Genomic DNA, 19,603 nt, shown 5'->3' with positions numbered 1-19,603 from the left:
GGCCACAGACTAGCCCTCGGCCCCGACGCCGCTAGCCTTGGCCGGGTGACGCTGTACGCCGCCTACGGCACCAACCTCGACCCCGCCCGCATGAGCGAGCGGTGTCCGCACTCCCCGCTGCGCTCCACGGGGTGGCTGACGGGCTGGCGACTGACCTTCGGCGGCGAGGAGCACGGGTGGGACGGCGCCCTCGCGACCATCGTCGAGGACCCCATCGAGCAGGTCTTCGTCGCCGTCTACGACGTGACCACCGAGGACGAGACCGAGCTGGACCGCTGGGAGTCCGCCGACACCGGCCTCTACCGCAAGACCCGTGTCCGGGTGTCCACGATGTCCGGTGAGCAGGTCGTCTGGGCCTATGTCCTCGACGCCTACGAGGGCGGGCTGCCCAGCGCGTCGTACCTCGGCGTCCTGGCCGACGCGGCCGAGGCCGCGGACGCTCCCGACGACTACGTCGGGCGCCTGCGGCGCCGCGACTGCCGGTCGACGGGACTCTGAGGCCGGGTCAGCCCCGCGGGTGCCGGGCGTCGTGGGCCGCGAGGCCGATGGCGACGATGTCGGTGTGGGGCAGCCCGCCCAGCTCGTCGAGGTCGACCCAGTCCGCGCGGTCGGTGGTGCCCCCGACCTCGACGGTGCCCAGCGTGCCGCCGGTGACCTCGGCGGCGTACACCGCCCGGACCGCCCGGAGCCAGCGCGCGGTCGAGGCAGTACGCCGCTCCGGCCGGATCGCGTGCGAGTGCACGGTCAGCAGGCCGGTCAGCGCGACGTGGTGGCCGGTCTCCTCGAGGACCTCGCGCACCACGCCCTCCTCGGGCGTCTCCGCCAGGTCCACGCCGCCGCCGGGCAGCGTCCAGCAGGGCTCGGCGACTCCCTCGCCGTTCCACCACGCCAGGAGGATGCGTCGGTCCTCGACCACCACGGCGTACGCGGCCAGTCGGGTGTCGTAGTCGGTGTAGCCAAGGTCGGAAGGAAGGCCCTCGATCATGCGTCCCACCCAAGCACGGGCCTAGGATCGCGCCGTGAACGACACCGCGCCCAGCACCGCAGACCTGGCCCAGCAGGCCGCCGCCGCCCTCGCCGAGCTCACCGGCGTCGAGCGGCACGACATCGCCCTCGTCCTCGGCTCCGGCTGGTTGCCCGCCGTCGACGCGCTCGGTGAGGCCACCGCCGAGATCGCGACGACCGACCTGCCGGGCTTCCACGCCGCGGGCGTCGTCGGGCACAGCGGCAAGATCCGCAGCCTCGAGGTCGCCGGTCGCCGGATCCTCGTCTTCCTGAGCCGCACCCACTTCTACGAGGGCAAGGGCGTCGCCGCCGTCGTCCACCCCGTACGCACCGCGGCGGCGGCCGGTTGCCGCGCCATCGTGCTCACCAACGGGTGCGGTGGCCTCAAGGCGACCTTCGAGCCCGGCCAGCCGGTGCTCATCTCCGACCACATCAACCTCACGGCGACGAGCCCCATCGAGGGCGCCAACTTCGTCGACCTCACCGACCTCTACAGCCCGCGGCTGCGCGCGCTGTGCCAGGAGATCGACCCGACGCTCGACGAGGGCGTCTACGTGCAGTTCCCCGGACCGCACTACGAGACGCCCGCCGAGATCGGGATGGTCCGCGCGATGGGCGGCCACCTGGTCGGCATGAGCACCACGCTCGAGGCGATCGCCGCCCGCGAGGCCGGGCTGGAGGTGCTCGGCATCAGCCTGGTCACCAACCTCGCCGCCGGCATCAGCGGCGAGCCCCTCAACCACGCGGAGGTCCTCGAGGCCGGCAAGGCCGCAGCCTCCCGCATGGGCGACCTGCTCGGCCGGATCGTCCCCCGCATCTGATGCGCGTCCTCGTCACCGGCGCGGCCGGCTCCATCGGCCGGGCGGTCACCCTCGGCCTCTGCGACCGCGACCACGAGGTCGTCGGGCTTGACCTGGTGCCCGAGCCCGAGGGCTTCACCGGCAACTGGCACACGGCCGACTGCGCCGACCCCGACGCCGTGCTGGCCGTCTTCGAGGCCGAGCGCCTCGACGCGGTCGTCCACCTCGCCGGCCACCCGGGCGAGGCGTCGCTGCCGACGTCGCTGACCTCGCACGTCGTCACCACCGCCGCCCTGCTGGACGCGATGGTCGCGCACCGGGTCTCCCGGATCGTCTACGCGTCGTCCAACCACGCCGTCGGTCGCACCCCGCGACGGGACCTGGGCCCCGACACCCCGCTGACCGACGGCGCACTCCCCCGCCCCGACACGTTCTACGGCGTCAGCAAGGTCGCCGCCGAGGCGCTCCTGGGCCTGTACGCCGACCGGCACGCCGTCGACGCCGTCGCCTGCCGGATCGGCTCCTTCCTCGAGGAGCCCGCCACCCTCCGCGCGTTGTCGACGTGGCTCTCGCCCGACGACTGCGTGCGGATGGTCGAGGCGGCCCTCACCGCACCCTCACCCGGCTTCGCCGTCATCTACGGCATCAGCGCCAACACCCGCGCCTGGTGGGACCTCGAGCCCGGCCGGCGCCTCGGCTACCAGCCCCTCGACGACGCCGAGGCGTACGCCGACCGCATCCCGCAGCGTCCCGAGGACGAGGACGAGGCGGCGTACGTCGGTGGGCCCTACGCCCTCGCCGAGATCCAGCGGCCGGCCCTCGGGGACTGACCGGGCCGCATCCGGCCGAGCGGAGTCGGGACCCGCTGTTCTCGGTGGTTGAGGTGCGAGCGCAGCGAGCCTCGAAACCTCGGCAGGGCCGCAGGCACGTCTGACGGCAACCGACGACGCGGACAGCCGACACGACTGTGCGTGGAAGCACCGGACCAGGCACGGCGATGGTGCTTTTGCGCACACTCGATCGGGAGCAGCCGGGACGTGGACCCGGTCAGACCACGTCGAACTGCTCGGTGTGGATCCGCCGCGTCGGGATCCCCCGGTCCCGCAGCTGCCGGCCCACGGCGATCACCATCGGCGGCGGGCCGCACAGGAAGTAGTCGTGGTGGCGGTAGTGCCGTGGGAGGCACCGCTCCAGGAGCTCGTTGTCGATCCGCCCCGTCTCGCCCGGCCAGTCGTCCGGCGGCGCCTCGATCACCTCGGTGACCGCGAGGTCGAGCTCGTCGCGGAGCTGGTCGATCTCCGCCCGCAGCATGAGCTCGTCCACGGTCCTGGCCCCGACCAGCAGGTGGTGGTGGCGGCGGTCGCCGCGGTCGCTGAGGGTGCGCAGCATGCTCAGCATCGGCGTGATCCCGACGCCGCCGGCGATCAGGACGAATCCCTCCGACCGGTCGAGGCCATCCATCGTGAACCCGCCGTAGGGGCCGTCGAGGAAGACGCGACGACCGGGTCGCAACCCCCGCAGCAGCTCGCTGAAGTCACCGAGCGCCTTGATGGTGAAGGTCTTGCGGTGGGGTTGCTCCGCGGTCGAGGAGATGGTGAACGGGTGCTCCTCGAAGACGAAGGACGACGAGCCGATCTTGAGCCAGGCGAACTGCCCGGCCGCGAACGGCCGCCCGTCGTGCCCGTGCGCATGCATCACCAGGGTCACGGCGTCGCCGGCCTCGGGCCGCACCTCCTCGAGCACGTAGGAACGCCGGTGGGCTCGCCAGGGGAGCCAGACCCAGCGCCTCGACGCGATGACCAGCGTGGCCACCGCCAGCACCAGGAGCCACACCCCGAACACCGCGTGGTTGACCAGGTTGTCCAGCCACCACACGTGCAGGAAGCCGGTCACGACGACGATCGTCGCGAGAGCGATGTGCACGAGCCGCCACCCCTCGTAGCGCGGGCGCCGCTTCCGCCGGCGCAGGCCGAGGGCCACTCCCAGCGCGAGGGCCAGGGTCGAGAGGGTGCCCGCCCACGCGGCGGGCGTCGTGTCCCGGAGGTCGAGGATCGTCAGCCCCCGCGGGTCCGTGAGCAGCACCAGGACGACGTGGGCCAGCACCAGCCCCAGAGCCGTCAGGGCCAGCAGGCGGTGGCCGCGCAGGATCTTCTCGATCCCCAGCGTGGCGACCAGCGACCGCAGCCGGGCGGGCATGACCAGCGCGAGGAGGAGGGCCGAGAGCGCCAGCAGGCCGGTCGTCGTGGCGATCTCCTCGGCGGGAGAGGTGAAGACGGAGTCGAGGAGCACCCAGCTCGCCACCAGGGGTCCGATGAGGGCAACCAGGAACAGCCCCGCCCACACCATCAGGCCTGTACGAGACCCCATGATTCACGGTAGCGAGGGAGCGGACCACGGGGACATGGCCCGTTCGGGCTCCTCCGCGAGGCCACGGAAACCACGTGAACGCAGGCGTCGTACGCACCTAGGGTGGCCGGATGCCGACGGTCAGGGAAGTCCAGGTCACGTTCGACTGCGCGGAGCCGCTGCGGCTCGCGCGGTTCTGGTGCGAGGTGCTGGGCTACGTCGCCCCACCCCCGACCGAGGACGATCACTCGGGCTTCGCGTGCGCCGATCCCACCGGCAAGGGCCCGCGGCTCTACTTCCAGCGCGTCCCCGAGGGCAAGGTCGTCAAGAACCGGGTGCACCTCGACGTACGGGTCGGCACCGGACTGGTCGGTGAGGAGCGCCTGGCTGCGCTCGAGGCCGAGTGCGCCCGCCTGCTCCCCCTCGGAGCGACCCGGGTGCGGCTGCTGGAGGCCGACGAGGACAACGAGTCGTGCCTGGTGATGCAGGACGTCGAAGGCAACGAGTTCTGCCTCGATTAGGGCCGCCTCACCCCGAGGCTGCGCGAGCGGCCGCCTCGACCCGCGCGCGGTGGTCGACCCACCCCTGCCCGTCGTGCGGCGCCAGGTTGGAGTTGGCGGCCCGCATGCCCACCTGCCCGTCGACCAGCTCGCGCACGATGTCGGCGTGCCCCACGTGCCGGGCGGTCTCCGCGACCACGTGCACCAGCACGCCGTGCAGCGTGACGTCGGGGCGCGACCACCAGGACACGTGGCCGGGGGCATCGATGGCCAGTGACCGGATCGTCTCGTCGGCGTGCTCCGTCGCCTCCCGGTAGGTCCCGAGGATCTCCTCACGCCCCTCCTCCGCGGTCGCCCACATGTCGGCCTCCTCCGGGGCGTCGTCGTCCCACCACGGCAGGTGCCGGGGGAACGGCCGGCCGAAGGTCGCGCCGAAGTACGACGCCTCGACGATCGACAGGTGCTTGACCAGTCCGAGCAGGTTGGTGCCGGTCGGCGTGAGCGGCCGGCGCACGTCGTACTCCGACAGGCCCTCGGTCTTCCAGCGCAGCGCCTCGCGGCTCTCGACGAGGTAGTCGTGCAGCTGCTTCTTCTGTGCGTCGCTCATGGCGCCCACCCTGCCGCACGCGCCCGATATTCCGGTTGCCGGCCAGGCAGCACCTTGCGAACATCGCGGGATGTCGACCACCCCCTCCGGCCCGCCGTACGACGAGTTCCGCGCCGCCGCGGAGGCGGCCGCCGCCGCTCGCCCCGACGCGGACCTCGAGATGGCGCTCGAGGTGTTCCGCGAGGCCGCGGCCCTCCTGCACGACAGCCTCGCGCTCGACGGCCTCGACGACCACGACCGCGCTGCCGTCGTCGAGGCGCTGGGCGCCGACCTCGCCGCCGAGGACCCCGCCGCAGCGATCCGCGCGCGGGCCGAGGCGGCACGGCAGCACCCCGGAGACCTGCACGACCCGGCCGCCGTCGCGGCGGCGTACCTCGTGTCCGTGCAGGTCCTGCAGCTCTAGGGTGGGCGGCATGGACTCACACGCCGTGGGAGAGACCACCCCCGCCCTGCTCGACGAGACGATCGGGGCGTGCCTGACCCGCACGGTCGCGGAGCACCCCGACCACGAGGCGGTGGTGGAGGTCAGCTCCGGTCGGCGGTGGACGTGGGCCGAGCTCGACGCCGACGTACGACGCCTGGCCAAGGCTCTGCTCGCCGGCGGCACCGCGCGGGGCGACCGGGTCGGCATCTGGGCCCCCAACTGCGCCGAGTGGACGATCGTCCAGCTCGCCACGGCCCGCATCGGCGCCGTGCTGGTCACCATCAACCCGGCCTACCGCACCCACGAGCTCGCCTTCGTGCTCAACCAGGCGGGCATCAGCCACCTCTTCCTGGCCGAGAGCTTCAAGACCAGCGACTACGTCGCGATGCTCGACGAGGTCCGCGACCAGTGCACCGCACTCACCGCGAGCACCGTCCTCGGCGGGGACGCGTGGGACGCCCTGCTGGCCGGCGGCGACGCGGTCGACGACGCCGACCTCGCGGACCGCGAGCAGGCCCTGGACCCCGACGACCCGATCAACATCCAGTACACGTCGGGCACCACCGGCTTCCCCAAGGGCGCGACCCTCAGCCACCGCAACATCCTCAACAACGGATGGTTCGTCGGCGAGGTGTGCCGCTACACCCACGAGGACCGCATCTGTATCCCGGTGCCGTTCTACCACTGCTTCGGGATGGTCATGGGCAACCTCGCGGCCCTCACCCACGGCGCCACGATGGTCATCCCCGCACCGGGCTTCGACCCCGCCCTGACGCTCGCCGCGGTCTCCCAGGAGCGCTGCACCAGCCTGTACGGCGTCCCCACGATGTTCATCGCGGAGTGGGCACTGCCGGACTTCGCGTCGTACGACCTCTCGTCGGTCCGGACCGGGATCATGGCCGGCTCCCCGTGCCCCGCCGAGATGATGCGCAAGCTGATCGACGCCGGCATCACCGAGATGACCATCTGCTACGGCATGACCGAGACGTCACCGGTCTCCACCCAGACCCGCACCGACGACGCCTTCGACGTCAAGGTCGGCACCGTCGGTCGCGTCGGACCCCACCTCGAGGTCAAGGTCGTCGACCCGCTCAGCGGCGACACGGTGCCCCGCGGCGAGTCGGGCGAGCTGGCGACCAAGGGCTACTCGGTGATGCTCGGCTACTGGGACGAGCCGGAGAAGACCGCCGAGGTGCTGCGCGACGGCTGGATGCACACCGGCGACCTCGCGGTGATGGACGAGGCCGGCAACCTCTCGATCACCGGCCGGATCAAGGACATGGTCATCCGCGGCGGCGAGAACATCTACCCCCGGGAGATCGAGGAGTTCCTCTACTCCCACCCGGACATCGAGGACGTCCAGGTGGTCGGCGTCCCGGACGAGAAGTACGGCGAGGAGCTCTGCGCCTGGCTGCGGATGCGGCCCGGCGCGGACCCGCTCGACGCGGCGGCGGTCCGCGAGTTCGCTACCGGCAAGCTCGCGCACTACAAGGTCCCGCGCTACGTCCTGGTGGTCGACGAGTTCCCGATGACCGTCACGGGCAAGGTCCGCAAGGTCGAGATGCGCACCGAGACCACACGCCTGCTGGGGTTGTGAGTCGGCGCTCCACCCCGTTGACTCGAGGACATGACGATCCAGAAGCGACAGCTCGGCGACCTCACCGTCTCGACCATGGGCCTCGGCTGCATGGGCATGAGCGAGTTCTACGGCTCGGCGGACGAGCAGCAGGGCATCGACACCATCCACCGCGCCCTCGACCTGGGCGTGACGTTCCTCGACACGGCCGACATGTACGGCCCCTTCACCAACGAGCAGCTCGTCGGCAAGGCCATCGCCGGACGCCGTGACGAGGTCCAGCTGGCCACCAAGTTCGGCAACGAGCGCAAGCCCGACGGCACGCGCGTCGGCATCAACGGCAAGCCGGAGTACGTCCGCGCCGCCTGCGACGCCAGCCTGCAGCGGCTCGGCGTCGACCACATCGACCTCTACTACCAGCACCGTGTCGACCGGTCGGTCCCGATCGAGGAGACCGTCGGCGCCATGGCCGAGCTGGTCGAGGCCGGCAAGGTCCGCCACCTCGGGCTCTCGGAGGCCTCCGCCACCAACATCCGCAAGGCGCACGCCACCCACCCGATCACCGCGCTCCAGACGGAGTACTCGCTCTTCACCCGCGACCTCGAGGACGAGATCCTGCCGGTGCTCCGCGAGCTCGGCATCGGCCTGGTCCCCTACTCCCCGCTCGGTCGCGGCATCCTCACCGGAGCGATCCGTCCCGGCACCCTGCCCGAGGGCGACTCGCGCGCCTCGGCGTACTTCCCCCGCTTCACCGGCGAGGCGCTCGACGCCAACCTCGTGCTGGTCGACAAGGTGCGCAGGTTCGCCGAGGACAAGGACTGCACGCCCGGCCAGCTCGCGCTCGCCTGGGTCCTTGCACAGGGTGAGGACGTCGTCCCGATCCCCGGCACCAAGCGGGTCGCCTACCTCGAGGAGAACGTCGGCGCCGCCGACGTGCACCTCACCGCCGACGACCTGGCCGCCCTCGACGCGGCCGTGCCGCGCGACGCGGTGGTCGGCGAGCGGTACGGCGACATGTCCTCCATCGACGCCTGAGGCCACCGCTCGGGGGTGGCCTCAGGTCGAGGCCATCCCCATCCGGCCCTCGCGGAAGGCGTCGACGAACAGCGAGTGGTCATCGCGGACCCGCATCGCGTAGTCGATGCCCCACTGGCAGAGCCAGTCGCCGAACTCGCGGCGTCGGCCCTTCAGCGAGTCGACGATGGCCTTCTCGACCTGGATGTCGACCAGGTCCTGGTCGCTGTCCTCGTCGGAGGCGCAGTGGATCTTGGCGGTGGCCCGACCGAGCAGGCCGACCACGGCGCGCATGTCCTCGGGCTCGTTGATGTTGGACCAGTCGAGGTCGACCTCGTACGGCGACACCTCGCTCACCACGAAGCCCGTGCCGTCGATGTCGGTGTAGCCGAGCAGCGGGTCGGTGTGGACCTGCAGCGCCCGCTGGCTCACCGACGTCCGGTGGCCCTCGTGCGTGAAGTAGGCGTCCACATCGGCGGTGTCGACGAAGCGCGAGACCGCCGGGACGTTGGCCTGCTTCATCGACAGCACGACGTCGTTGTCCAGCGCCTGGCTGTAGCCCTCGACGAGGATGTTGTACGCCGGGAGGCCGGCGCTGCCGATCCCGAAGCCGGACTTGCCGACCACGTCGCGCAGCTCGTAGAACAGCGCCCGGTCGAAGCGCTTGGACTGCGGGATGGTGTCGAGGTAGGAGTGGAACGCCGCGACCACCTTGTCGCGCTCGTCCCGGCCGAGGCGACGCGCCGTCCCGTCCTCGATGAAGCGCCGGGCGCCCTTGGTCAGCACGGTCACCTCGTCGAGCAGGTCGGCGCGACGCAGCGCCCTCGCTCGCTCGAGGGCCACCAGCACGGGCCCGTCGGCGTTCTCGAGGTTGAGGGAGAAGTCGTCGTCCTCCTCGGTGCCGGCGTAGTGGTCCACCTGGGACAGGTAGGAGCGCAGGTAGCGGCCGATCAGCTTGCGCACGGCGTCCTCCGGCAGCGCCTTCTGCCAGCCGATCAGCGCGAGGCTGGCGGCGAAGCGCTGCAGGTCCCACACGAAGCGGCCGAGGTAGGCCTCGTCGAAGTCGTTGATGTCGAAGATCAGCCGGCCGTCGGAGTTGAGGTAGGTGCCGAAGTTCTCCACGTGCAGGTCGCCGTGGATCCAGATCCGCTCGGCGCCGTGCCGGGACCACTCGTCGGGCTCCTGCGTCACGTCGCTGTAGTAGAGGCACGCCGAGCCGCGGTAGAAGGCGTGCGGGTCCAGCGCCATCTTGCGGTACTTCGCCCGGAAGGCCACGGGGTCGGCCCGCATGAGAGGGGCGAACGCCTCCCGGATGACCTCGATGATCGTGTCGGTGCGGGCGGTGGTGCTCGACGGTGACATGCGGGCAATCTAGCCCGTGACGAGACGTGGCCCGACTTCTCCCCAGGCCCGCCTGCACCGCTTCCCACGGCGTGCGCGAGCGGGTAGAATCGAACATATGTTCGACATCGATCCGGCTCACGCACCGAGCGGCCCCACCACGGGTCGCCAGGCCGTGCTGTGCGCGTCGGACGTCGAGGCCTGGACCGTTTGCCCTGTCCTCCCGACTGGAGGCCGCGAGCGGCCTGGACGACGCCGAGCGCATCGACGCGCTCCGGGCGCTCGAGCGACTCGGGTGCGTCGTGACGGCGGCCCAGGCCCACCTCTCCCGCGAGCTCGACGAGTCGCAGCGGGCCGCCCAGGCCGACGCCGGCGTCCCGGCAGCCAGGCAGGGAGCAGGCGTGGCCGACCAGGTGGGGCGGGCCCGGCGGGAGTCGCCGCACCGCGGCCGTCAGCACCTCGGCCTGGCCAAGGTCGTCGCCCGCGAGCTGCCGCACACGTGGTCGGCCTGGCGGGCGGGCCGCATCACCGAATGGAAGGCGACGATCGTCGCCCGTGAGACCGCCTGCCTCTCGCTCGCCGACCGGATGGTCGTGGACGAGGTGGTCGCCGGGGACCCCTCGGCCCTCGAGGCGATGGGGGACCGCGAGCTGGCCGGAGCCTGCCTCAGGGAGGTCGCCCGTCTCGACGCCGCCGCCCTCGTCGCGCGGCGTCGGCGGGCGGAGTCCGAGAGGCGGGTCACCCTGCGACCGGCCCCGGACACCATGACCTACCTGACCGCGCTCCTTCCCGTGAAGGACGGCGTTGCCGTCCTCGCCGCATTGACCCGGTCCGCCGACGCCGCCCGGGCGGCCGGCGACGAGCGGTCCCGCGCGCAGGTGATGGCCGACACGCTGGTGGAGGGCGTACGAGGCGGCGCCGGCGGCACGGCCGGATCTCCGGGAGTGTCTCTCGGGCTGGTCATGAGCGACGCGGCCCTCTTCGGTGACGCCGACGAGCCTGCCCACCTCGACGGCTTCGGCCCCATCCCGGCCGAGCTGGCCAGGGAGATCGTGGTGGGCGCGTGCGATCGCGACGAGAGGATCTGGCTCCGTCGTCTCTACGCGAGCCCCGCGACCGGTGAGCTGGTTTCCATGGACGCACGCGGGCGGAGCTTCCGCGGCGGTCTCGCCCGCTTCGTCCGGTTGCGTGACCGGGTCTGCCGGACCCCCTGGTGCGACGCACCCATCCGGCACGTCGACCACCCGCGCCGGCACGCCGACGAGGGACCGACCGCCGCGGACAACGCCCAGGGCCTGTGCGAGGCCTGCAACTACGCCAAGGACACGCCGGGCTGGCGGGCGAGACCGGGGCCGGACGGGGGCGTGGTGACCACCAGCCCGACCGGCCACAGCATCGCCACCCGACCACCGCCGGTGGCGCGCATCCGGGACCGGGACATCCCTCCCTTGACGATCGACTACGTCCTCGCGGGCTGACGACGCCGTCGATTCCCGTCCGGGGAGCACTCACCCGCTCCCCCGCCGATACCGTGCCCCCATGAGCACCGCCACCGAGGACCGCAGCACCCTGATCGACCGCGCCCGCGCCTGGGCGGCCGAGGACCCCGACCCGGCCACCCGTGCCGAGCTGGAGGCCGTCGTCGCCGACGTCGAGGCGGGCGGCGACCCCGCCGACCTCGCCGACCGCTTCGCCGGGACGCTGGAGTTCGGCACGGCCGGGCTGCGTGGCGCCCTCGGCGCAGGCCCCCACCGGATGAACCGGGTCGTCGTCATCCGCGCCGCGGCCGGGCTGGCGGCCTACCTCCGCGACACCGGCGCCGCCGGCGGCACCGTCGTCATCGGGTACGACGCCCGGCACAACAGCGACGTCTTCGCCCGGGACACCGCCGAGGTCATGACCGGCGCCGGCTTCAAGGCCATGACCCTGCCCCGGCCGTTGCCCACCCCGCTGCTGGCCTACGCGATCCGCGAGCTCGGCTGCGTGGCGGGCGTGATGGTCACCGCCAGCCACAACCCGCCCCAGGACAACGGCTACAAGGTCTACCTCGGGGACGGCAGCCAGATCGTGCCGCCCGCCGACACCGGCATCGCCGAGCGGATCGCCGCCGTCGGTGCGCTGGCCGACGTACCCCGCGGGGGTCCCGGCAAGGTCGTCGACGAGCAGATCGTCGACCGCTACCTCGACACCGTGGCCGAGCTCGCCGGCGACGGCCCGCGCGACCTCGTCACCGTCTACACGCCCCTGCACGGCGTCGGCGGCACGGCGGTCGCGCAGGCGCTGGAGACGGCCGGCTTCGCCGCGCCGCACGTCGTCGAGGAGCAGGAGCACCCCGACCCGGACTTCCCCACCGTCGTCTTCCCCAACCCGGAGGAGCCGGGCGCGATGGACCTCGCGATGGCCCTCGCGGCCGCCAAGGGCGCCGACATCGTGGTGGCCAACGACCCCGACGCCGACCGCTGCGCCGTCGCGGTCCCAGGCCCGCACGGCTGGCGGATGCTGCGCGGCGACGAGGTGGGGGCGCTGCTCGGCCACCACCTGCTGAGCCGCGGCAAGCACGGCACCTACGCGAACTCCATCGTCTCGTCGTCGCTGCTGGCCAAGATGGCGGCGGCCGCCGGCCAGCCCCACGAGGAGACGCTGACCGGCTTCAAGTGGATCGGCCGCGTCGAGGGCCTCGCGTTCGGCTACGAGGAGGCGCTGGGCTACTGCGTCGACCCCGAGCACGTGCGCGACAAGGACGGCGTCTCCGCGCTGGTGCTGGTGTGCGAGCTGGCCGCCGCCGCGAAGGCCGAGGGCCGGGGCCTCACCGACCTCCTCGACGACATCGCCCTCGAGCACGGCCTGCACGCCACCGACCAGGTCTCGGTGCGCTTCGACGACCTCTCGGAGATCCCCGCGACCATGGAGCGGCTGCGCACCACGCCGCCCACGACGCTCGGCGGGCTCGCCGTGCAGCGTGTCGACGACCTCTCGCTGGGCAGCGACGCCCTGCCGCCCACCGACGGCCTGCGCTACTCCCTGGCGGACGGCGCCCGGGTGATCGTGCGCCCGAGCGGCACCGAGCCCAAGGTCAAGTGCTACCTCGAGGTGGTCGTCCCGGTCGACCCGGAGGACGGCGTGGACGCGGCGCGCATCGCTGCGGCCGGCCGGCTCGACGCGATCGGTGCGGACATCAAGGCCGCGGCCGGGCTCTGAGGTCCCGTCAGGCGGCCGGTGCCGCGAAGTTCTGCACCCAGTAGTCGTCGTACGTCGACCCCGGCACGTCGGCGTGCCCGACGCCGAGCTGGGTGAACGCGGGGTTCATCAGGTTGCGGCAGTGACCGGCGCTGTCCAGCCACCCCTGGACCACGGCGCCCGGGGAGCCGTAGCCCGCCGCGATGTTCTCGCCGTAGGTCCTCCAGGTGTAGCCCGCGGCCGTGATCCGGTCGCCCGGAGAGCGGCCGTCGCCGAGCGAGGTGTGCGAGAAGTAGTCCCGGGTCCCCATGTCGACGGCGTGCGCGTCCGCGGCTGCGTCGAGACGCCCGTCGCCCGTGACCGGGGGGACGGCGGGGTACGCCGTGTCGCCGCACGTCCGCGCCACCGACCGGGCCGCGTTGGTGAGACGGAGCACGTCCTGGGCGAACCCCTCGTCGGACGGCTCCGGAGTGGGAGTCGACGTCGTGCCCTCCGGCTCCGGAGCGACCACCACCCGCTTGGCCCGCGTGACGGTCGCCGGAGATCCCGTGGCACGACGCACCTGGACGCGCAGCCACCGGGAGGTGTCGGGACCCGGTGCCGACCAGCGCAGCCGGACGACCCCGCGCCGCGACGTACCGCTCCAGCGGGACGAGCTCCACGCGCCCGTGGGCCGCGCACGGCTCTGCAGCCGGACCATCCGGACGCGGGCGCGGCCGGGGCTGCGCACCACGACCCGGAACGTGAGCACGTCACCCGCGCCGACGCTCACCGTGCCCGACGACCACCCGGCCACGCTCGTGCGTGGGCCCGCGCCGGAGGTCCCGACGAGCGGCACCGTCACCAGTGCGGCCACGACGAGGGGCAGCACCAAGAGCAGGACGCCACGCAGAGCGCGAGGACGCAGGACGGCGGACGGACGGGGCATGCGCGCATTGTCCACTCGGGCGGCGCCGGTGTCAGACGAACAGCGACGCCACGAAGGCCACGGCCGAGAGCACGGTCAGGCCGATCGGCACCCAGGCCGGCTCCCGGCGTACGTCCGCGGCCAGCGCGAGCTGCTCGTCGGAGAGGGACTCCACGCCCGCCGCCGTGCGGGCCTCCTCCATCAGCTGGTGGAGCCGCTGCTCGACGAAGTCCGCGTAGGGCAGGCCCGGGGCCGGCGCCGCGTCCTCGACGGGCGCGCTGCCGGAGCGGCCGGAGCGGCCGGTGCGCATCGCCTTGCGCAGCGGCCGCCCGACGACCGTGGAGACGTAGCGCTTCTCCCCCGCCTTGAGCGCCAGCACCTGCCGCACGGCCAGCTGCTCGATCGCGGCGAGGGGCACGTGGACGGTCTCCAGCATGTTGCGCATGACGAGGTGCTCGGTCGTGGCCCACAGCGCGGGACGCAGCATGGAGGCCCAGGCGAGCACGGCGGCCAGCACCGCACCGGCCAGCACCGGGAGGGGCACCGAGCCCGCGTCGACCGTCCCTGCGACGACCACGACACCGGCGAGGACGAGGACCAGCACGGCCGTCACGCGTCCACTCGTCGGGTCGAACCGCTCCACCGGTTGCTGCTGCATCCACGCTCCTCCTGGGGGTCCTCGCGGTTTGTCCACGAGGCCGTCACCAACCCTATGCTGGGTCGGTGACGACCACTTCTGCCTCAACGGCGAGTGCAGGGGTCTTCGACGACATCACCTCGTCCGAGTCCTCCCTGCGCCGCTTCCTCCACGGCCTCCCCGGGGTCGACCAGGTCGGCGCGGAGGCCCGCGCCGCCAGCCTGGGCACCCGGTCCATCAAGACGACCGCGAAGGCGTTCGCCATCGACCTCGCGATCCGGATGGTCGACCTGACGACGCTCGAGGGCCAGGACACCCACGGCAAGGTCCGCGCGCTGGCCTCCAAGGCGATGCGCCCCGACCCCGCCGACCCGTCCTGCCCCGCCGCCGCCGCGGTCTGCGTCTACCCCGACATGGTCGCGACCGCCAAGCAGACCCTCGGCGACTCCGGCGTCAACGTCGCCGCCGTCGCCACCGCGTTCCCCAGCGGCCGCGCGGCCCTCGACATCAAGCTGGCCGACACCCGCGACGCCGTCGAGGCGGGCGCGGACGAGATCGACATGGTCATCGACCGGGGCGCGTTCCTCTCCGGTCGCTACCAGCAGGTGTACGACGAGATCGTCGCCGTCCGCGAGGCCTGCGCCCGCCCTGATGGCCACAGTGCCCACCTCAAGGTCATCTTCGAGACCGGCGAGCTGCAGACCTACGACAACGTCCGCCGCGCCTCGTGGCTCGCGATGATGGCCGGCGGCCACTTCATCAAGACCTCCACCGGCAAGGTGCAGCCGGCGGCCACGCTGCCGGTCACGATGATCATGCTCGAGGCCGTCCGCGACTACCGCGAGATGACCGGTCAGATGATCGGCGTCAAGCCGGCCGGCGGCATCCGCACGTCCAAGGACGCCATCAAGTACCTCGTGATGGTCAACGAGGTCGCCGGTCCCGACTGGCTCGACCCCGACTGGTTCCGCTTCGGAGCCTCCACGCTGCTCAACGACCTGCTGATGCAGCGCACCAAGATGCAGACCGGCCGCTACTCCGGTCCCGACTACTTCACCCTGGACTGAGGCGAATCATGGTCAAGGTGCCCGACACCTCCACCCCGTTCTTCGAGTACGCCCCGGCCCCCGAGTCGCGCTCCATCGTCGACATCAAGCCGTCGTATGGCCTGTTCATCGACGGCGAGTTCGTCGACGGCCACGGCAAGAGCTTCAAGACGATCAGCCCGTCGACCGAGGAGGTCCTCGCCGAGGTCGCCGAGGCCGACGAGGCCGACGTCGACCTGGCGGTCAAGGCCGCCCGGCGGGCCTACACCCGCGTCTGGTCGCGGATGCCCGGCAGCGAGCGCGCGAAGTACCTCTTCCGCATCGCCCGGCTGATCCAGGAGCGCGGCCGCGAGCTCGCCGTGCTCGAGTCGATCGACAACGGCAAGCCGATCAAGGAGTCCCGCGACGTCGACATCCCCACCGTCGCCGCGCACTTCTTCTACTACGCCGGCTGGGCCGACAAGCTCGAGCACGCCGGCCTCGGCGCCAACCCGCAGGCGCACGGCGTCGCCGGCCAGGTCATCCCGTGGAACTTCCCGCTGCTGATGCTGGCCTGGAAGGTCGCGCCCGCGCTGGCCGCGGGCAACACGGTGGTCCTCAAGCCCGCCGAGACGACGCCGCTGACGGCGCTGCTCTTCGCGGAGATCTGCCAGCAGGCCGACCTGCCGCCCGGCGTGGTCAACATCGTCACCGGCGCCGGCGCGACCGGCCAGGCGATCGTGTCCCACCCGGACGTCGACAAGGTGGCCTTCACCGGCTCCACCGAGGTCGGCAAGGCCATCGCGCGTGCCGTCGCCGGCACCCGCAAGAAGGTCACCCTCGAGCTCGGCGGCAAGGCCGCCAACATCGTCTTCGACGACGCCCCGGTCGACCAGGCCGTCGAGGGCATCGTCAACGGCATCTTCTTCAACCAGGGCCACGTCTGCTGCGCGGGCTCCCGGCTGCTGGTGCAGGAGAACGTCGCCGACGAGGTCATGGAGCGCCTCAAGCGCCGGATGGCAACGCTGCGCGTGGGCGACCCCCTCGACAAGAACACCGACGTCGGCGCCATCAACTCGGCCGAGCAGCTGGCCAAGATCCGCGAGCTGTCCGACATCGGCGAGCAGGAGGTCGCCGGGGCCGGCGAGCGCTGGTCGCCGGCGTGCGACCTGCCGTCGCAGGGCTTCTGGTTCCCGCCGACCGTCTTCACCGGCGTCACCCAGGCCCACCGCATCGCCCGCGAGGAGGTCTTCGGGCCGGTCCTGTCGGTGCTGACCTTCCGCACCCCCGCCGAGGCGGTCGAGAAGGCCAACAACACGCCGTACGGCCTCTCTGCCGGCGTCTGGACCGACAAGGGCTCGCGCATCCTCTGGATGGCCAACCACCTGCGGGCCGGCGTCGTGTGGGCCAACACGTTCAACAAGTTCGACCCGACGTCGCCCTTCGGCGGCTACAAGGAGTCGGGCTACGGCCGCGAGGGTGGCCTGCCCGGCCTGGCGGCGTACCTGAAGGGAGCGGACGCCTGATGGCGCGCATCGACGTGAAGAAGACCTACAAGCTCTACATCGGCGGCGCCTTCCCGCGCTCGGAGTCGGGCCGCACCTACCTCGTCAACGACGCGAAGGGCGCGCTGATGGCCAACGCCTCGCAGGCCTCCCGCAAGGACGCCCGGGACGCCGTCGTCGCGGCCCGCAAGGCCTTCGGCGGCTGGTCCGGGCGCACCGCCTACAACCGCGGCCAGGTCGTCTACCGCATCGCCGAGGTGCTGGAGGGCCGGCGCGACCAGTTCGTCGCCGAGCTGCGCGCCTCCGAGGGCGTCTCGGCCAGCAAGGCCAACACCGCTGTCGACGCCGCGATCGACCGGCTCGTCTGGTACGCCGGGTGGGCCGACAAGATCACCCAGGTCGTCGGCACCGCCAACCCGGTCGCCGGGCCCTACTTCAACATCTCCTCCCCCGAGCCGACCGGTGTCGTGGCCGTCGTCGCCCCGCGCGGCCCGCTCCTCGGGCTCGTCAGCGTGGTGGCGCCGATCATCACCACCGGCAACACCTGCGTGGTCATCGCCAGCGAGCCGCACCCGCTCACCGCGATCACGCTGGGCGAGGTCATGGCGACGTCCGACCTCCCGGGTGGGGTGGTCAACGTGCTGACCGGCTCGGCCGCCGAGGTGGCGCCCTGGCTCGCCTCGCACATGGACGTCAACGGTCTCGACCTCACCGGCGTCGAGGACCCCGCGCTCGCGACGTCGCTGGAGGAGGCCGCGGCCGACAACCTCAAGCGCGTACGCCGCGCGCCCCTGGTCGAGGTCGACTGGCTGGCCACGCCGGGCACCGACCGGATGACCGACTGGCTCGAGACCAAGACGGTCTGGCACCCGATCGGGATCTGACACCAGCACGGAAGAACCCCCGTACGACGACACGTCGTACGGGGGTTCCTTGTTGTCTGCTCAGGCGCGGGTCAGCAGGGAGGTCGCGAGCACCGTGAGGATGTCCTCGGGGTTCTCGGCCAGGAAGGACCCACCGCTGGTGACCTCGGCCATCTTGCCCAGCGCCGCCATGTCGGCGTCCTGGCTGATGCCGACCGCGACGATGCGCACCGGGCTGGCCGGGTCGTGCATCGTCCGCAGCTCCCGGAGCAGGTCCTGGAGGCTGATCGAGCTCGGGTCGTCGTTGGCACCGTCGGTGAGGATGACCAGGGTGTTGTAGTAGTTCTCGTTGTAGTCGCGGACCGCCTGGCTGTAGCCCGCGAGCACGGTGTCGTACAGGCCGGTCCCGCCCTTGATCAGGGTGGGCAGCACGAGGGACTGCTGGCGCAGCAGCTTGAGGTGCTTGCCGCCGCCCTCGGCCGGGGCGTCGAGGCGACGCAGCGGCGCGAGCTCGACCCAGTCCTGGTCGCCCCGCTGCTGGGTGGAGAAGCCCCACAGACCGATCCGGGCGTGGCCCGGGAAGGCGTCGAGGGCGGTGAGCGCGGCGTTGACCGCGAAGTCCATGCGGGTCTGGCCGTCGGCAGCCACCAGGTTCATCGACTCCGAGGCGTCGACCACGGCGAGCAGGCTCGAGGGCACCGTGAGCACCTGGAAGTTGCGCATCACCGCGTCGGCCTCGGACGGCACGGCCTCGTCGAGCACCTCGACCTGCGGGGGGTCGACCTCGTCGGCGAGGGGCGCACCGTCGGGGCCGCGCAGGTAGGAGTCGGCCAGCTCGGCCAGCACCGCGTCGGTGGCGAAGAACTCGGCGATCTCGTCGCCGGCCGCGCGGACCGGGTCGAGGGAGCCGGTGCCCATGGTCATCCCGGTCTGGGCGCGGGCCGCGACGAGGGGATAGCTCAGCATCGGGGAGCCGGTGGCCGGGGCGCTCCAGCGCAGGGCCTCGTTGCCGCGACGGGCGATGACGAAGTCCTGCTCGGTGATCGGGACGAGCCAGGACTCGCCGGCCGCAAGCTCGTCGGCGTTGGTGACGACCTCGATGCCGGAGGTCACGTTCTCGCCGAAGGTCTGGGCCATCGGGACGACGTCGTTCTGCACCTCGCCGAGGGCCGCGCCCTCGGACAGGGACGCGGTGAGGGCGTACGCCGACGCGCCGTCGGCCGACGGGTCGCTCATGACGAGGCGGTCCGAGGTCAAGGTCTCCAGCCAGCTGTCGGGTGCGACGCCGTCGCGGCCGCTCGCCAGGCCCACCGGGCTGGTCGCCAGCGCTGCCGCCTCGACGCGACCGGTGTAGCCGACGCGCTGCAGCACGGTGCGCCACGCCGGGGAGTTGGGCACCCAGAGGTCGGGCAGGGCGTCGGGGCGGTCCTTCTCCTCGAGCTCCTCGAGGGAGTCCTGCACCTCGGCGACCGAGGCGTCGGTGACCTCGAGGTTGATGCAGTGGGCCTTGGCGGCCAGGTGGTCGGCCGCCTCCTCCATCAGCGTCTCCAGCTCGGGCGCCACGGTGACGGTGATGGGCTCGGCCTCGCAGCTGGCCGCACCGGCCACGGGGACCTGCTCGTTCGACACGACCTGCCAGCCCAGCCAGGCGATACCGGCGACCATCGCGGTGATCACGACGATCACCAGGTTGCGCACACCGGCACCCGCGCGGGAGGCGCGGGCATGACTGTTCGTTCCCATGCGGAAACCTTTCAGGGGGGCTCGACCAACGACGCGCTGACGATAGGGCGAGGGGGGTCACCCGCGCGGCGAAATGGTGGAGTCTGTGACGCCCCCCTCATCCCAGGTGGCCGGAGGTGTCACGAGACACGGC

General features: G+C 72.2%; 19 protein-coding genes. 12 read left to right on the top strand and 7 right to left on the bottom strand.

Features of this window, described 5'->3' with window-relative positions; genetic code table 11:
* Positions 1–45: 45 nt before the first annotated feature.
* The gene (locus DAE25_RS04400) at positions 46–498 is read left to right on the top strand and encodes a gamma-glutamylcyclotransferase (protein ID WP_056887308.1); all 453 of its coding nucleotides are present in this window, start codon (positions 46–48) and stop codon (positions 496–498) included.
* A gap of 7 nt (positions 499–505) precedes the next feature.
* On the opposite strand, the gene DAE25_RS04395 is transcribed toward DAE25_RS04400, so the two are convergent.
* Positions 506–985: an NUDIX hydrolase gene (locus DAE25_RS04395; RefSeq protein WP_107765035.1), complete on the bottom strand. Its 480-nt coding sequence runs from the start codon at positions 983–985 to the stop codon at positions 506–508.
* A 34-nt stretch (positions 986–1,019) separates the two neighbouring features.
* On the opposite strand from DAE25_RS04395, the gene DAE25_RS04390 reads away from it, so the two are divergent.
* Positions 1,020–1,826: a purine-nucleoside phosphorylase gene (locus DAE25_RS04390; RefSeq protein WP_107765034.1), complete on the top strand. Its 807-nt coding sequence runs from the start codon at positions 1,020–1,022 to the stop codon at positions 1,824–1,826.
* The gene (locus DAE25_RS04385) at positions 1,826–2,635 is read left to right on the top strand and encodes an NAD-dependent epimerase/dehydratase family protein (RefSeq protein ID WP_107765033.1); all 810 of its coding nucleotides are present in this window, start codon (positions 1,826–1,828) and stop codon (positions 2,633–2,635) included. Before DAE25_RS04390 ends, DAE25_RS04385 begins: the two co-directional genes overlap by 1 nt.
* 217 nt (positions 2,636–2,852) lie before the next feature.
* Here the strand turns inward: DAE25_RS04385 and DAE25_RS04380 are convergent, their stop codons facing one another.
* On the bottom strand, positions 2,853–4,172 hold the full coding sequence (locus DAE25_RS04380) for a ferredoxin reductase family protein (RefSeq protein ID WP_107765032.1): 1,320 nt from the start codon (positions 4,170–4,172) through the stop codon (positions 2,853–2,855).
* Positions 4,173–4,282: 110 nt separating this feature from the next.
* Here DAE25_RS04380 and DAE25_RS04375 point away from each other — a divergent pair, with 110 nt between their 5' ends.
* The gene (locus DAE25_RS04375; protein WP_107765031.1) at positions 4,283–4,672 is read left to right on the top strand and encodes a VOC family protein; all 390 of its coding nucleotides are present in this window, start codon (positions 4,283–4,285) and stop codon (positions 4,670–4,672) included.
* A 7-nt stretch (positions 4,673–4,679) separates the two neighbouring features.
* Here the strand turns inward: DAE25_RS04375 and DAE25_RS04370 are convergent, their stop codons facing one another.
* A complete protein-coding gene (locus tag DAE25_RS04370; RefSeq protein WP_107765030.1) occupies positions 4,680–5,258 on the bottom strand; it encodes a DinB family protein in 579 nt (192 codons plus the stop codon).
* 70 nt (positions 5,259–5,328) lie between these two features.
* On the opposite strand from DAE25_RS04370, the gene DAE25_RS04365 reads away from it, so the two are divergent.
* From DAE25_RS04365 to DAE25_RS04355, 3 genes are read left to right on the top strand one after another with little or no spacing between them, the layout of a single operon-like run.
* On the top strand, positions 5,329–5,661 hold the full coding sequence (locus DAE25_RS04365; protein WP_107765029.1) for a hypothetical protein: 333 nt from the start codon (positions 5,329–5,331) through the stop codon (positions 5,659–5,661).
* Positions 5,662–5,671: 10 nt separating this feature from the next.
* A complete protein-coding gene (locus DAE25_RS04360) occupies positions 5,672–7,279 on the top strand; it encodes an AMP-binding protein (RefSeq protein ID WP_107765422.1) in 1,608 nt (535 codons plus the stop codon).
* Positions 7,280–7,309: 30 nt separating this feature from the next.
* Positions 7,310–8,293 (top strand): aldo/keto reductase, encoded by a 984-nt coding sequence (locus DAE25_RS04355; RefSeq protein WP_107765028.1) that lies wholly within the window; start codon positions 7,310–7,312, stop codon positions 8,291–8,293.
* 21 nt (positions 8,294–8,314) lie between these two features.
* Here the strand turns inward: DAE25_RS04355 and DAE25_RS04350 are convergent, their stop codons facing one another.
* On the bottom strand, positions 8,315–9,634 hold the full coding sequence (locus DAE25_RS04350; protein WP_107765027.1) for a DUF2252 domain-containing protein: 1,320 nt from the start codon (positions 9,632–9,634) through the stop codon (positions 8,315–8,317).
* A gap of 281 nt (positions 9,635–9,915) precedes the next feature.
* Between DAE25_RS04350 and DAE25_RS04345 the strand changes: the two genes are divergently transcribed.
* Positions 9,916–11,091: an HNH endonuclease signature motif containing protein gene (locus DAE25_RS04345; RefSeq protein WP_199907433.1), complete on the top strand. Its 1,176-nt coding sequence runs from the start codon at positions 9,916–9,918 to the stop codon at positions 11,089–11,091.
* 61 nt (positions 11,092–11,152) lie between these two features.
* Positions 11,153–12,811, top strand: coding sequence for a phospho-sugar mutase (locus DAE25_RS04340; RefSeq protein ID WP_107765026.1), 1,659 nt, complete (start codon positions 11,153–11,155; stop codon positions 12,809–12,811).
* 7 nt (positions 12,812–12,818) lie between these two features.
* Here the strand turns inward: DAE25_RS04340 and DAE25_RS04335 are convergent, their stop codons facing one another.
* Together DAE25_RS04335 and DAE25_RS04330 are read right to left on the bottom strand one after the other, a co-directional pair.
* Positions 12,819–13,718 carry a CAP domain-containing protein gene (locus tag DAE25_RS04335; RefSeq protein ID WP_199907432.1) on the bottom strand — a complete coding sequence of 300 codons (900 nt, stop codon included), beginning with the start codon at positions 13,716–13,718 and terminating at the stop codon, positions 12,819–12,821.
* A 31-nt stretch (positions 13,719–13,749) separates the two neighbouring features.
* Positions 13,750–14,355, bottom strand: coding sequence for a hypothetical protein (locus DAE25_RS04330; protein WP_107765025.1), 606 nt, complete (start codon positions 14,353–14,355; stop codon positions 13,750–13,752).
* A 65-nt stretch (positions 14,356–14,420) separates the two neighbouring features.
* Between DAE25_RS04330 and deoC the strand changes: the two genes are divergently transcribed.
* Genes deoC through DAE25_RS04315 form a run of 3 tightly spaced genes read left to right on the top strand, consistent with a single transcriptional unit; the run spans position 14,421 to position 17,748 of the window.
* Positions 14,421–15,401 (top strand): deoxyribose-phosphate aldolase, encoded by a 981-nt coding sequence (gene deoC, locus DAE25_RS04325; protein ID WP_107765024.1) that lies wholly within the window; start codon positions 14,421–14,423, stop codon positions 15,399–15,401.
* A 17-nt stretch (positions 15,402–15,418) separates the two neighbouring features.
* Entirely contained in the window at positions 15,419–16,885 is a 1,467-nt protein-coding gene (locus DAE25_RS04320) for an aldehyde dehydrogenase family protein (RefSeq protein WP_234410852.1), read from the top strand.
* On the top strand, positions 16,885–17,748 hold the full coding sequence (locus DAE25_RS04315) for an aldehyde dehydrogenase family protein (protein WP_107765022.1): 864 nt from the start codon (positions 16,885–16,887) through the stop codon (positions 17,746–17,748). The genes DAE25_RS04320 and DAE25_RS04315 overlap by 1 nt, the downstream gene beginning before the upstream one ends.
* Before the next feature lie 60 nt (positions 17,749–17,808).
* Here the strand turns inward: DAE25_RS04315 and DAE25_RS04310 are convergent, their stop codons facing one another.
* A complete protein-coding gene (locus DAE25_RS04310) occupies positions 17,809–19,470 on the bottom strand; it encodes a substrate-binding domain-containing protein (RefSeq protein WP_107765021.1) in 1,662 nt (553 codons plus the stop codon).
* Positions 19,471–19,603: the final 133 nt, after the last annotated feature.

This window comes from Nocardioides terrigena, assembly GCF_003047265.1.
Lineage (GTDB): Bacteria > Actinomycetota > Actinomycetes > Propionibacteriales > Nocardioidaceae > Nocardioides > Nocardioides terrigena.
This window is presented reverse-complemented; position numbering and strand designations above follow the sequence as displayed.